The organism is Streptomyces yokosukanensis, from assembly GCF_001514035.1.
In the GTDB taxonomy this organism is placed as follows: domain Bacteria; phylum Actinomycetota; class Actinomycetes; order Streptomycetales; family Streptomycetaceae; genus Streptomyces; species Streptomyces yokosukanensis.
Genome location: NZ_KQ948223.1, coordinates 1 through 14,032, shown reverse-complemented (window position 1 = coordinate 14,032; position 14,032 = coordinate 1). Strand labels below are relative to the sequence as shown.

Genomic DNA, 14,032 nt, shown 5'->3' with positions numbered 1-14,032 from the left:
CGAGAGCCTGGTATGTCCGGGTCACACGCGGTCCTGGCCTGCCGGTCCGGTTCGACGAGCATCGAGGAGGCGCAGATGAGCCCGGCCCAGAAGAACAGCGACGCCGCCCCCCGTCGGCCGTCCGCCGACGCGATCGGCAGGCAGCTGCGCGAGGCGGTCGCCGGGCTGCTCACCGTACCGCCCGACGCGGTGCCGGTCGACCGCCCGCTGAGCGAACTCGGCCTGGAACCGGAGCAGTTGACCGCGCTCGTCGGGCGGTTGTCCGGGTGGCTGCGGCGGCCCGTGCCCGCCTGGACCGTATGGCAGTACCCCACGCCCGCCGCGCTCGCCGCGCACCTCGCCGGTGACGAGCGTGCCGCACGGGCGGCCGCCGCGACGCCCGCGGGCGGGCGCGCGGGCGCCCACGCGCCGGTCGCGATCGTCGGCATGGGCTGCCGGCTGCCGGGTGGTGTCGAGACCCCCGAGGCACTGTGGCAGAGCCTGCTCGACGGCGTCGAGGGCGTCGGCGAGGTCGGCGAGGCACCGGGCGGCCGGGGCGGCTTCCTCGACGACGCCGCCGGCTTCGACGCGGACCTGCTCCGCATCACGCCCGCCGAGGCCCGGCAGCTGGACCCCCGCCGGCGCATCGCCCTGGAGACCGCGTGGGCCGCGCTGGAGGACGCCCGCATCGTCCACGACAAGCTCCCCGGAAACCGCACCGGCATGTTCATGGGAACCGGGGCCCAGGACCACCACCCGGCGACCGGCGCGCGCACCGCGGACAGCTGCGGCCCGTGCGCCGCGGACGGCTGGGGCGATGCGGCCGGTCGTGGGCGGATCGCGCGGGCCCTCGGTCTGGACGGTCCCGCTCTCGCTGTCGCCACCGCGTGCGGCTCCGCGCTCGCCGCCGCCCATCTCGCCGTACGCAGCCTGCGCGACGGGCAGGTCGACCTGGCGCTCGCCGGCGGTGTCCACGTGAGGCCGGGCCCGCACACCCCCACCTCCGCCGAGCACCTGGACGGCGAGGGCTGCGGCGTCCTCGTGCTGCGCCGCCTGTCCGACGCACTCGCCGCCGGTGACCGCGTCTACGCCGTGATCCGCGGCAGCGCCGCCCACCACGACGGCGTCGCCGACCACGACGGCGTCGCCGACCGCGGCAGCGTCGCCGACCACGACGGCGTCGCCCACCACCACGACGGCGTCGCCCACCACCACGACGGCGTCGCCGACCGCGACGGCGCCGACGACCGGATGGCGCCCCCCGCCCCCGGGGCCCGCGCGGACGTGCTGCGCGCCGCCTGGCAGGACGCCGGCATCAGCCCCCGGCACGTCTCCTACGTCTGCGTCGAGGCCCACGGCGCCGGCACACCGCTGGGCGAGCGCGCCGAGGCGGAGGCCCTCGGCACCGTCTTCGCCGGCGGCCGTGCCGAGGCGCTGCGCGTCGGCTCCGCCGGGACCGGCCTGTGCCACCCCCAGGCCGCCGCGGGCGCCGTCGGCCTCATGAAGACCGCGCTCGCCCTGCACCACGGCGAGATCCCCGCCGGCCTCCGCCCCACCACCCCCGGCCCGTTCACCGACGGCGCCGTGGACCGCCTCGAAGTCGTCACCGAGCGCACACCGTGGCCGGGCACCGGCCGCCGCTACGCGGGCGTGAGCGGCTTCGGCCGCGGCGGTGCCGACGCCCACCTGGCCCTGGAGGAAGCCCCGCACCGGCGACGGCTGCTCGTGCCGCTCGCCGCCGACAACGCGGGCGACCTGTGCACGGCCGCCGACGTGCTCACCGACCGGGTCCGCACGGGCGGCTCCTGGTACGCGCCCGAAGTCCTCGGCCGCGCCGCGGGCACCCATCGCGTGGTCGCCGCCGTCGACCACCCCGGCGACCTGGCCGGCGCGCTGGGCGCCCGCATCGCGGCCCGCTCCCAGGGCCCCGCCGCCCGGCCCGACGCGCTCGCCTTCTGCTTCTCCGGCCCCGGCTCGCAGTGGCTCGGCATGGGCCGCGACCTGCTGGGCGACCCCGCCTTCCGGACCGCCTTCGAGGCGTGCGACCGGGCCCTTGAGCCATTCACCGGCTGGTCGGTCACCGAGGAACTCCTCGCGGACCCGGCCGCCTCGCGCCTGGAGCGCTCCGATGTCGTCCAGCCCGTCCTGTTCGCCCTGCAGACGGCCCTCGCCCGCACCCTGAGCGCCTGGGGCGTGGAACCCACGGTCGTCTTCGGGCAGAGCGTCGGAGAGGTGGCCGCCGCCGTCTTCGCGGGCGCGCTGCCGCTCGACGAGGGCGCCCGGCTGATCACCACCTGGTCCCGGCTCGTCGCCGAACGCGCCGCCGGCCACGGTGCCCTGACCGTGTGCGAACTCTCCCTGGAGGACGCCGAGTCGCTGCCCCAGGTCCGCGCGGGACGGCTCTCCCTCGCCGGGCACCTCGCCCCCGGGCAGGTGTGTCTGTCCGGGCCGCGCGAGGCCGTCGAGACCCTGGAGCGCGACCTGGACGTCCGGGGCGTACGCGCCGTCCGCGTCAACATCGACCACGCCGCGCACAGCGCCCGGATCGCCCGGCTGACACCCGAGTTGGAGCAGCGCCTGGGCGCGCTGCGCACCCGCACCACCACGGTGCCGTTCTGGTCCACCGTCCTCGGCGGGTACGCCGACGGCACGGACCTCGACGCCGCGTACTGGGGGCGTGCCATGTGCACGCCCATGCGGCTGGCCGAGGCCACCCGCGCGCTCGCCGACGGACGCGGAGTGCGCGTCGTCGAGATCACACCGCATCCCGTGGCGAGCCACGCGCTGCAGCGCAGCCTCGACGCCGTCGACGGCGACCAGCCGCGCACCCTGAGCACGGGCCGCCGCGGCCAGAGCGCCCGCCAGGCCCTGGAGGACCTGGCCGCCGCGCTGTGGTGCGACGGCTCCGACGTGGACTGGGGGGCCGTCACCGGCCGCCGCCGGCGTCGCGCGCGCCCCACCCCGGTCGCCCTCACCGTCTCGGGCCGCACCGCGCGGGCCCGCGCCGAGAACGCGGCCCGCCTCGCCGGCCTCCTCGACGGCACACCCGACACCGCCCTCGTCGACGTGGCGTACACCGCCGCCCGGCACCGCCCCCATCTGGAGCACCGCGCGAGCGTCGTCGCCGCGTCGTCCGCGGAGGCGGCCGAGGCCCTGCGCGCCCTCGCGGACGACCGGCCCCACCCCGGCCTCGTCGAGGGGGCGGCCGCGACAGGCACGGATCTCGCGGTGCTGTTCACCGGCCAGGGCAGTGAGCGCATCGGCATGGGACGGGAGTGGTACGCGGCGTTCCCCGCGTTCCGGCGGGCGCTGGACGAGGTGTGCGCCGCGCTCGATCCGCATCTGCGGCTGCCGCTCGCGGCGGTGCTGTTCGCGGCGCAGGACGGCCCCGACGCGGCGCTGATCCATGAGGCGGAGTTCTCGCAGCCGGGGCTGTTCGCCCTGGAGGTGGCGCTGTTCCGGCTGTGGCAGTCCTGGGGTGTGACACCGGCAGCGGTGGCCGGTCACTCGGTGGGCGAGATCGCGGCGGCCCATGTGGCGGGGGTGCTGGACCTGGCCGACGCGGCACGGCTGGTGGCGGCGCGGGGCCGGCTGCTGCAGGCCTGCGAACCGGGCGGGGCGACGGCATGCGTGCGGGCCGGCGAGGCCGAGACGGCCGAGGTGCCGGCGCACACGTCGCCCTCCCCGCACAGGGAGGCGCTGTCGGGGGAGTTCGGGCGGGTCGCGGCGGAGTGTGTGTTCCGCGAACCGTCACTCGCGTGGGTGTCGACGGTGACCGGTGGTCTCATGTCGGCCGATCAGGTGTCGGATCCGGGCCACTGGGTGCGGCACACGCGCGCTCCGGTGCGGTTCGCGGACGCGGTGCGCACGCTGGAGAGCAGGGGGGTGGGCCGGTATGTGGAGTGCGGTCCGGCCGGGGTGCTGTCCGCGCTCGGTGCCTCGTGCGTGGCCGAGCCCGCGGTGTTCGTGGCCTCGCACCGGGGCGCGGACGAACCGGGAGGCGAAGTGCGGTCACTGGTACGGGCACTGGGCGCGCTGCATGTGGCCGGGCAGGACATCAGCTGGCAGCGGGTCTTCGCCGGCGGTGTCCCGGTCGATCTGCCGATCTATGCTTTCCAGCGCGGGTCCGAAGCGCTTCGACCCGCCCGAGGCCTGGCGGCGGTGTCCGAGAGTCGCTAGGCGGGTTTGGTTCTCGACCGGTCCTTGAGTGAGGATCCAGATCCGGTCGTGAAAGTGGTGATGCAATTCCGGCACGGCTGTTGACTGCGGCAAGGAGGCCCGTATGACCGAAACTCCGAAGAGCAACCCCGGCGAGGACGAGGTGCGCGCGAAGTTCAAGGAGGCGCTGGAGCGCAAGTCCCAGGCCTCGCGGGCCAAGCAGGTGCACGAAGAGGCACGCGGCAAGGTCAAGAACCTGAGCGGTCGCGCGGGTCAGAAGCGGAACTTCCGCCGCAAGGCCGGCTGACCGAGCACCTCTTCGCGAACAAAGGCTGCCGCACCCCGTTCTCGGGGTGCCGCAGCCTTTTTGTGCCCCGGGGGACCGGGCCCGGAGGATCGCCCGGAGGATCGCTCGGAAACTGCCCGGTGGATCGCCCGGAGGATCACTCGAAAAGGGGCGGACAAACGCTTCCGATGCGCCATCACGGCGCCACAGGGGCACCGGAACCTCCGTCGAGAGCCCTTCCACCCGGACTCGAGGTGAGACGGCCAGGCTCTGGGTACGGGTGCGCACGCAGCGTCCCGTGTGGTGACGAGGGAGGTGACCAGCGCCGCCATGACCATCACGGCCATGACCATCGACGCCGAGACCGTCCATCCCCAGGGCACGCCGTCCGCACGGACGGAGCAGGCCGCCCTCGACAGGGCCGCACGGCTCGAAGCCCTGCTGGGAGACCCGTACGATCCGGCCAACCCGCACGGACTGCGGGCCCTGTTCGCCGCCGACGACCGGCGCGTGCCGCCCGCCGAGACCGAGGCGCTGCTCGCCGAGGCGGGGCTCGGCGCCGAGTTCGTTCCCGTCGCCCACGGCGGCCGGCTCACCCGGGCCGATCTGCTGGCGCGCGCCCTGCGCCCCGTCTTCCGACGCGACGTGGCACTCGGCTTCGGCTACGGCATCACGTCCCTGTTCGCCGCCGGCGCCGTCTGGGCGGCGGGCACCGCGCGGCAGCGGCAGGACGTCGCCGACCTGCTGCTCGGCGGCGGACGGGCCACGATCCTGCATCATGAGCTCGCGCACGCCAACGCGATCCTGCGCCACGAGTTCAGCGCCCGCGCCACCGAGGGCGGTTACCGGCTCGACGGCCGCAAAGACGTGATCATCAACGCCTCCCGCGCCGACCTGCAAGTCGTCTACGCCCGCACCGACACCGCGCGCGGACCGCGCAGCCACTCCGTGCTCCTCCTCGACCCCGCCCAGGTCCCGCCGGGCCGCGTCCGGCACCTGCCGCGCGTCGAGCTGCCCGGCATGCGCGGAGCGCTCTTCTGCGGCCTTCAGTTCACCGACGCGCTCGTGCCCGCCGACGCGCTGGTCGGCAGCGAAGGGGACGGAGTGGGCCTGGCGCTCCAGGTGTTCCAGGTCAACCGCAGTGTGATCTGCGGCGTGGTCACCGCGGCAGCCGGCACGGTGCTGCACTCGGCCGTGCGGGCCGCGACCGACGGCCGCACCGGCCCCATCGCCAAGCGCTGGCAGAAGCCGCTCGCGGGTGTCTTCGCCGACCTGCTCGCCGGCGACGCCATGGCCACGGTCGTACTGCGGGCACTGAGCCTGCTGCCCGCCCAGGCCCATCTGTTCGCCGCCGCCGTCAAGTACCTGGTGCCCGACCTGCTGCGCGAGGACCTGCAGGAGCTGGCCACCGTGCTCGGCGCACGCGGCTACGACCACGCCGGCCCCGAGTTCGGGGCGCTCGACAAGCTCGTGCGCGACCTGCCCGTGGCCGGACTCGGCCATGCGGGCAGCGCCTCCTGCCAGGCGGTGCTCGTGCCCCAGCTGCGCGCTCTGGCCGAACGGTCCTGGTTCAGCGAGGACGAGCCGCCGTCCGAGCTGTTCCGCACCGGCTGCGAACTGCCCGACCTCGACTACCGGTTGCTCGGCATCGCCGGGGGCGGCGACTTCATGGCCGCCTCGCTCGTGGGCAGCGCCGCCCGGCTCGCCGCCTCGCGCGGCACCCGGGGCACGCGCGGCGCGCTCGCCGACCTCGCCGAGGCGTTCGTCACCGAACTGCGCGCCCTGCGGGAGCAGTGCCGCCGCCTGCCGGCGTCCGGCGCCGCGCTCGTCGACCCGGCGGTGATCGTGCTCAGCGACCGCTACAGCGGTGTCGTCGGCGCCGCCGCGGTCCTCGGCGTCTGGGAGAGCCAGGACGGCGCCGACCCGTTCCTCGCCGACCCGGCCTGGGCCGTCCTCGCCCTGTCCCGGCTCGCCGAACGGCTCGGCGTCCCGGTGCCCGACCTGCCCGACGGCGTCCAGGCGCAGGTGCTGGAAGAACTGGTCCGCCGCTACCGGGAGGGCCTCGGCTACGACCTCGACGCGCTCGCCCAGGCGCCGTGACCTGCCGCAGACACCCCAGGGAGGGCCCCTTGACGACCACCGTCCCCACCGGCGCGGAGCACATCAGCGTGCCGTTCCACGTCAGCGGACCGAGCGCCCCCTGGCACCGGGTGCGCGAGGCCATGGACCGCTACGGCAACGCCGTCGTCACCACCACCTGGGGCGAATGGCTCGGCGCCGTCGTCGCGGAGCCCGCGCTGCGCCCGCTGCTCGGCCGCGACTGGCAGCGCTACCGCCGCACCGCCGACCCCACCGTCCGCTACCGCTTCGTCGCCTCCCGCCTCGCCACCAAGTACACGGCCGCCGCCGCGCTGCACACCGAGCCGGCGGAGCTGGACCTCGCGTACAAGATCGGTGGACGCCCGTATCTGCGCGGCCTCGACCAGATCGACGTGAGCCTCACCCACACCGACGATCTGATCGCCGTCGCCATCAGCCGCGACGGCCGTATCGGGGTCGACGTCGAACCGGCCGACCGCCGTATGTCGTACGAGCTGCTGAGCGGCCATGTGCTCACCCCCGCCGAACAGGCCGACATCGAGGGCCTCCCCGAGGCCGAGCGCACGGCGGCCATGCTGCGCGTGTGGACCCTGAAGGAGGCCTACACCAAGGCGCTGGGGCAGGGACTCCAGCTCGGTTTCACCGAGTTCGGCTTCGACGTGGGCGGCAGCGGCCTGCTCGCCCCGGACGGCAGGCCCGCCGCCCGTGGCGAATGGGCCTTCGCCACGCACCGCGTCCTCGGCCGCTACCTGCTCAGCGTGGCCCGCCACGACGCGGGCCTCGGCAGTTCCCGCGACATGGCGGCGCACACCATGCTCGACGAGGGGTTCATGGGCGCCGTCACCGAACTCCTGAACTGAGGATCCGTCACCTTCGGCTCGGCGCCGGAGCGTCCCTCGACTCGAGCCCTCGTCCAGCACGGATACGGTCCGCATGGTGTTCCGATTGACAAACCGACTGTGCTGTTTTTTACTCGGAGTGTCAGAGCCCGCAGTTCTTCCTGTCCGATGCGGAAGCGATGGCCCTGCTGCGCGCCGACCTGATGCGGACCAACGAGGGGGATCACGATGGACATCGACGTACTGGGCGCACTCGCCGCGCACGAGAACGGCATCTCGGTCACACCCACCGCTCCCAAGCCGCGCCGAGTGCTCGCGCTTCTCGCCCTCCACGCCGACCACATGGTCTCCGTGGCCGCCCTCACCGAGGAGCTGTGGGGCGCGAACCCGCCGCGCAGCGCGCGCACCACGCTGCAGACGTACGTGCTGCAGCTGCGCGACCTGATCGGCGCGGCCCTCGCCCGGGGCGAGGACGCGGGGACCGTCACCGCCAAGGACGTGCTCGTGACCCTTCCGGGTGGCTACCGGCTCGACCTTCGCGGTGGCCGGCTCGACTTCCGCGAGTTCGAGCGGCGCGCGGGCGAGGGCTACCGGGCCATGGACGCCGGGGACCACAGCTCGGCCGCCAAGCGGCTGGGCGAGGCCCTCTCCCTGTGGAACGGCGGCGCACTCGCCGACGTCCAGGCGGGCGACCGGATCGCCCTGGAGGTCAAGCGCATGGAAGAGGCCCGCCTGTGCGCCCTCGACCAGCGCATCGAAGCCGACCTGCGGCTCGGCCGCCACCGCGAGCTGCTCTCCGAACTGACGGTCCTGGTCAACCAGTACCGGATGCACGAGAGCCTGCACGGCCAGTTCATGCTCGCGCTGCACCGCTCCGGCCGCCGGGGCGAGGCTCTCAGCGTCTACCAGCGCCTGCACACCACGATGGTGCAGGAACTGGGCCTCGAACCGTCGCCGGTGCTGAGCCGCCTGCAGCGCTCGATCTTGACCGCGCACCCCGAGACGCAGGTCGGGGCCCTCGCCGAGGTCCCGGCCCGGCGCCCCGCGCGGGGCGTCACCGGAGCACCGGCACGCGCCGGCCACCTGGCCGCCCACGCGAGCTGACCACAGCCCCCCCGCCTCACCCAACGGCTCCCCGCCCCACACGCCCCGCCCGGAGGCCCGCCACCCGGACACGTGCCGGGCGCGGCCCGTCGCCGGTGTCCGCTACCGCGTCGCCAGTGTCAGCGCCGACATCAGGCAACGGGCCTGCACGTTCAGATAGTTGCCGTGCCGCAGCAACGCCTGCGCCTGTGGCACCGAGACCCAGCAGAAGTCCGGTGGCAGATCGCGCGTGTCCGACTCGTCCAGCTCGACGATCAGATTGCGGGTCAGCGCGTGGTGGAAGCGTCCGCCCTCCTCGGACTGCCCGGTGTCGAACAGCACCCGCCCGGCGCCCGGCGCGAGCAGCGTGTCCAGGAACTCGGGGCGATGCGCGCCCCGCTCGGTCAGATGACGCGTCGAGCACTGCACCGTCGGCCCGAACTCGGCCACGTTCAGGGAGCCCGCCTCCACCTGGGCCCGCAGCAGCACATGCGGCACCCCCTCGACCCGCCGCACGAGCAGCCCGGCGACCCCCGGCACCGGGGCGAGCAGCGGCTGGGACCAGCGGGCCACCTCCCGTGCCTCTGCCTCCACGGTCACGCCGAGCACCGTGAAGTGCCGGCCGTCGGGCCGCCCGATGCCGTCCCGCGTCCGCCGCCACGGGCTGGTGGCGTTCTCCAGGACCTCGCGCAACGGAAGCGGCTCCTGGGTGAGTTCGTACCCGAACCGGGCCTCGGCCAGGACCGAGAGCACCTCGGTGAAGGAGTGCAGGGCATCGTCCTGACCCGCCGAGCCCGGCAGGCCGCAACCGTCCGCGAGCACCTGGACCGGCAGCGTCGACAGGACCGTACGGCTGTCCATGTTCACCAGGTGGTCGCGGCGCAGCAGCGCGCCGATCTGACGCAGCGACAGCCAGCGGAACCCGTCGAGCGCGGGGACGTCCTCGTCCGTCATGACGACCACGTTGCGGTTGCGCTTGTGCAGGAACCACCAGCCCTGCTCGGACTGGAGCGAGTCGGCGAGCACCCGCCCGCCGCGCCGGTCCCCGGTGAAGTACTCCGTGTACGGCACGGGGCGGCCCCGGTGCACGCCCGTGAAGTTGCTGCGGGTGGCCTGCACGGTCGGCGACAGCTGCAGCCCGTTGACGTTGCCCGGCTCCATCTTGGCCTGCAGCAGGCAGTGCACCTCGCCGCGGTGCTCCTTGAGCAGGATGCCGAGCAGCCCGACCTCGCGCTGCACGATGACTGGCTGCGTCCAACTGCGTGGCGGCTGCCCCGCGGCTGCGTGGTCGGTGGTGACGCGCAGCCCGCAGACGGAGAAGAAGCGGCCTGAGGAGTGCACCAGATCTCCGGTGTCCCGGCTGAAGCTCCACCCCGGCAGTGCATCGAGCGGCGCGCGCCGCACCGCGTAGTGGTGTCTGCGGCGCTGCTCGTCCAGCCACCGGTCGAAGGAGACGTCCCCTGCCGCGGCGGGAGTCGGTGCGGTCGACGATGAGGCCATGCGGGCATGCTCCGGGTTCCCGCTCGAGGACCGGTTGACGACCGCCGGTCAGTCCCTTGAGTCCGGCAGGGCCCGGCACCGCCTACGACCTCCTGCTCCGGGCCGCTTCAAGTTCTCCTTGAGGAACTGTCTGCAGACTTACGAAACATGAAGGCGCTCATACTGTCAGGGGGGACCGGGTCCCGGCTACGCCCCTTCACCCACTCGACCGCCAAACAACTGCTGCCTGTGGCCAACAAGCCCGTGCTCGTGCACTGTCTGGAGAACATCCGCGACGCGGGCGTCACCGAGGCGGCCGTCGTCGTCGGCACACACGCCGCGGAGATCTCCCAGGTGGTCGGTGACGGTTCCGCGTTCGGGCTCGACCTCACCTATCTGCACCAGGACCGCCCGCTGGGGCTCGCCCACTGCGTCCAGCTCGCGAGCGACTTCCTCGGCGACGACGACTTCGTCATGTACCTGGCCGACAACGTTCTCGCGGACGGCATCGTGGACGCCGCCGATGCCTTCGCCGCCGACCGCGCCGACGCGCTGCTGCTCGTACAGCCGGTGGCCGATCCGCGTGCCTACGGGGTGGCCGAGATCGGCGCCGACGGCCGGGTACACCGCCTGGTCGAGAAGCCGGCCGACCCCGCCAGCGACCTCGCCGCGCTGGGCGTCTACTTCTTCACCTCCCGCATCCATCGGGCGGTCGCCGGACTGCGCCCCAGCGCGCGCGGCGAACTGGAGATCACCGACGCCATCCAGCGTCTCGCCGACGAGGGCGCGTTGGTGCGCGCCGAGCGCTACGACGGCTACTGGAAAGACACCGGCAAGGCCGAGGACCTGCTCGACTGCAACCGGGAACTGCTCGGACGGCTGACCGGGCCCGCCGTGCACGGAGAGGTCGACGCCGCCAGCACCCTGAGCGGCCCGGTCGTGATCGAGCCGGGAGCCCGGGTGCGCGGCAGTCGCCTGGTGGGACCGCTGGTGATCGCCGCCGGAACCACCGTGACCGACTGCACCGTCGGACCGTACGTCTCCGTCGGACGCGACTGCGTCCTGCGGGACGCCGCCGTCGCCGACTCGATCCTCCTGGAGGGTGCCGTCGTCGACGGCGTACCCGCTCTCGACCGGTCGATCATCGGCCGTTGGGCCAGGATCGGCCGCTCCACCGCCGCCCGGCATCAACTGTTCGTCGGAGACCATGCCAACGCGGAGGTGGCCGCGTGAAGCCGCTGACGACCGGCACCGCCGCAGGCGTCGGCCCGCGCTCGGCGCGGACCGTCCGCGACGGTGGGTAGCCCGAGCGGCGCCGGGCGGCGGCGCCGGGGACACGACGGCGTGCCCCGCGCCGGCTTCCACGTGTCCGCTCCGGCCCGCCTCGACCGCGGCTCGTGCCGCGCCCCGGTGCGCCACTGCCCGGACTCCACTGGTCCACGTGCCCGGCCCGACGGAACTTCCGACGAGGCACGAGTGAGGGGCGAGCCGTCCCGGCAAAAGTGGCCGATGAGCCGAGTTCGTCCGCCAGGGCGGCACGCTCCCCGAGGACCCGGGCACTGCCGTGCCCCAGCAGGCTGAGGCAGGAGTTCCCGCATGACCGCGACCTCGACCTCGACCGAAATGACGTCCGGCGCGCCCGGACACCGCGGTGCTCGGGGCCCAGTCGCCGAAGCCCCTCGTTCCCCCGCCGCCGCGGCCGGCGCCCGCTGTACCGCCTGTACCCCCTACAAGGAACCTGGAGAGCCATGTCCCGTCGTCTGTTCACCTCGGAGTCCGTGACCGAGGGTCATCCCGACAAGATCGCCGACCAGATCAGCGACGCCATCCTCGACGCGCTGCTGCGCGAGGACCCGGCCTCCCGCGTCGCCGTCGAGACACTCATCACCACCGGCCAGGTGCACGTGGCGGGCGAGGTCACGACCAAGACGTACGCGGACATCCCGGCTCTCGTGCGCGAGAAGATCCTGGAGATCGGCTACGACTCCTCCAAGAAAGGCTTCGACGGCGCCTCCTGCGGTGTGTCCGTGTCGATCGGCGCGCAGTCCCCGGACATCGCGCAGGGCGTCGACACGGCGTACGAGACGCGCATCGAGGGCGCCGCCGCCGAAGGGGAGACGGACGAGCTGGACCGTCAGGGCGCGGGCGACCAGGGCCTGATGTTCGGCTACGCCAGCAACGAGACCCCGAACCTGATGCCGCTCCCGGTCGAGCTGGCCCACCGCCTCTCTCGCCGCCTGGCCGAGGTCCGCAAGGACGGCACGATCCCCTACCTGCGCCCCGACGGCAAGACCCAGGTCACCATCGAGTACCAGGGCAGCCGCCCGGTCCGGCTCGACACGGTCGTGGTCTCCACACAGCATGCGAGCGACATCGACCTGGGATCGCTGCTCACGCCCGACATCCAGGAGCATGTCGTGGGCCATGTCCTCGACCAGCTCGCGCTGGACGGCATCAAGCTGGAGACCGAGGGCTACCGGCTGCTGGTCAACCCGACCGGCCGGTTCGAGATCGGCGGCCCGATGGGTGACGCCGGTCTGACCGGCCGCAAGATCATCATCGACACCTACGGCGGCATGGCCCGCCACGGCGGCGGCGCCTTCTCCGGCAAGGACCCGTCCAAGGTGGACCGTTCGGCCGCCTACGCGATGCGCTGGGTCGCCAAGAACGTCGTCGCGGCCGGGCTCGCCTCCCGGTGCGAGGTCCAGGTCGCCTACGCGATCGGCAAGGCCGAGCCGGTCGGTCTGTTCGTCGAGACCTTCGGCACGGCGACCGTCCCGCAAGCCGCCATCGAGCGGGCCATCTCCGAGGTCTTCGACCTGCGCCCGGCCGCCATCATCCGCGACCTCGACCTGCTGCGCCCGATCTACTCCCAGACCGCCGCCTACGGCCACTTCGGCCGCGAACTGCCCGACTTCACCTGGGAGAAGACCGACCGCGCCGAGCGGCTCAAGGCCGCCGCGGGACTCTGACCCGCACCCCACCGACCGACGACCGGCCCGGACGGGGGCCGGTCGACCGAACGGCCTCTGCCCCGGCCCACGCACCCAACAGGAGTGCTCACGTGCGTATCGCGGTGTCCGGCTCGATCGCCACGGACCATCTGACGGTGTTCCCCGGCAGGTTCAAGGACCAGCTCATCCCCGGTCAACTGGACCATGTCTCCCTGTCGTTCCTCGTCGACGACCTCGAAGTACGGCACGGCGGGGTCGCCGCCAACATCGCCTTCGGGCTCGGCGGCCTCGGCCTCGGACCGCTCCTGATCGGTGCCGTCGGCGCCGACTTCGGGCCCTACGAGGTGTGGCTCAAGGAGCACGGCGTCGACACCGGCGGCGTCGCGGTCTCCGCCGAGCGGCAGACCGCCCGGTTCATGTGCACCACCGACCAGGACGCCAACCAGATCGCCGCGTTCTACACCGGTGCCATGGCCGAGGCGCGCGACATCGACCTGACGGCCCTGTTCGACGAGGCCGGCTCGGCCGGCCGAACCGGCCGGCCGGACCTGGTCCTGATCGCGCCCAACGATCCCGAGGCGATGCTCCGCCACACCCGGCAGTGCCGGGAGCTCGGCATCCCGTTCGCCGCCGACCCCTCGCAGCAGCTCGCCCGCCTCGACGGCGCGCAGGTGCGCGACCTCGTGGACGGCGCCCGCTGGCTCTTCACCAACGAGTACGAGTCCGCGCTGCTGCTCGAACGCACCGGCTGGACCTGCGACGAGGTGCTCGACCGGGTCGGCACCTGGATCGTCACGCTCGGCGAGCACGGCGCCCGCGCCCAGCGCGCGGACGGCACCGCCCTGCACGTCCCGGCCGTACCCCACGTCCCGGTCGCCGATCCGACCGGCGTCGGCGACGCGTTCCGGGCCGGTTTCCTCGCCGCCACCGTCCGGGGCCTGGCCCTGACCGCCGCGACCCGGCTCGGCTGCGCGGTCGCGGCCGAGGCGATCCGCACCGTCGGCTCCCAGACCTACGAGGCCACGCTCGCCCGGCTCCTCGCCAACCTCACGGCCGCGTACGGTGCCGAAGCCGCCGCCGAGATCGCACCCCACCTGGCGGCCGCCGCCGCGGGCGAGGGCGGCGAGGTCTCGTGACGGCGGCTCCCGAAACCC

At 73.9% G+C, this 14,032-nt stretch carries 9 protein-coding genes; 8 read left to right on the top strand and 1 reads right to left on the bottom strand.

Going from position 1 to position 14,032, the window contains the following annotated elements; translation table 11 throughout:
* The first annotated feature begins 75 nt into the window (after positions 1-75).
* The 5 genes from AQI95_RS34570 (at position 76) to AQI95_RS34550 (ending at position 8,466) form a co-directional block, all read left to right on the top strand.
* Positions 76-4,158 (top strand): type I polyketide synthase, encoded by a 4,083-nt coding sequence (locus AQI95_RS34570; RefSeq protein ID WP_159056625.1) that lies wholly within the window; start codon positions 76-78, stop codon positions 4,156-4,158.
* Positions 4,159-4,261: 103 nt separating this feature from the next.
* Entirely contained in the window at positions 4,262-4,444 is a 183-nt protein-coding gene (locus tag AQI95_RS34565; protein ID WP_067133393.1) for a DUF5302 domain-containing protein, read from the top strand.
* Positions 4,445-4,753: 309 nt separating this feature from the next.
* Positions 4,754-6,523 (top strand): acyl-CoA dehydrogenase family protein, encoded by a 1,770-nt coding sequence (locus AQI95_RS34560; RefSeq protein WP_244188938.1) that lies wholly within the window; start codon positions 4,754-4,756, stop codon positions 6,521-6,523.
* 29 nt (positions 6,524-6,552) lie between these two features.
* Positions 6,553-7,383, top strand: coding sequence for a 4'-phosphopantetheinyl transferase family protein (locus AQI95_RS34555; protein WP_067133390.1), 831 nt, complete (start codon positions 6,553-6,555; stop codon positions 7,381-7,383).
* Between the two features lie 207 nt (positions 7,384-7,590).
* Positions 7,591-8,466: an AfsR/SARP family transcriptional regulator gene (locus tag AQI95_RS34550; protein ID WP_067133387.1), complete on the top strand. Its 876-nt coding sequence runs from the start codon at positions 7,591-7,593 to the stop codon at positions 8,464-8,466.
* A gap of 102 nt (positions 8,467-8,568) precedes the next feature.
* On the opposite strand, the gene AQI95_RS34545 is transcribed toward AQI95_RS34550, so the two are convergent.
* Complete coding sequence (locus tag AQI95_RS34545; protein ID WP_067133384.1) at positions 8,569-9,945, bottom strand: NDP-hexose 2,3-dehydratase family protein; 1,377 nt, start codon at positions 9,943-9,945, stop codon at positions 8,569-8,571.
* Between the two features lie 147 nt (positions 9,946-10,092).
* On the opposite strand from AQI95_RS34545, the gene AQI95_RS34540 reads away from it, so the two are divergent.
* The 3 genes from AQI95_RS34540 (at position 10,093) to AQI95_RS34530 (ending at position 14,014) form a co-directional block, all read left to right on the top strand.
* Complete coding sequence (locus AQI95_RS34540; protein WP_067133381.1) at positions 10,093-11,157, top strand: glucose-1-phosphate thymidylyltransferase; 1,065 nt, start codon at positions 10,093-10,095, stop codon at positions 11,155-11,157.
* Positions 11,158-11,672: 515 nt separating this feature from the next.
* Positions 11,673-12,896, top strand: coding sequence for a methionine adenosyltransferase (gene metK, locus AQI95_RS34535; protein WP_067133378.1), 1,224 nt, complete (start codon positions 11,673-11,675; stop codon positions 12,894-12,896).
* Between the two features lie 92 nt (positions 12,897-12,988).
* A complete protein-coding gene (locus AQI95_RS34530; RefSeq protein WP_067133374.1) occupies positions 12,989-14,014 on the top strand; it encodes a carbohydrate kinase family protein in 1,026 nt (341 codons plus the stop codon).
* The last annotated feature ends 18 nt before the right edge of the window (positions 14,015-14,032 follow it).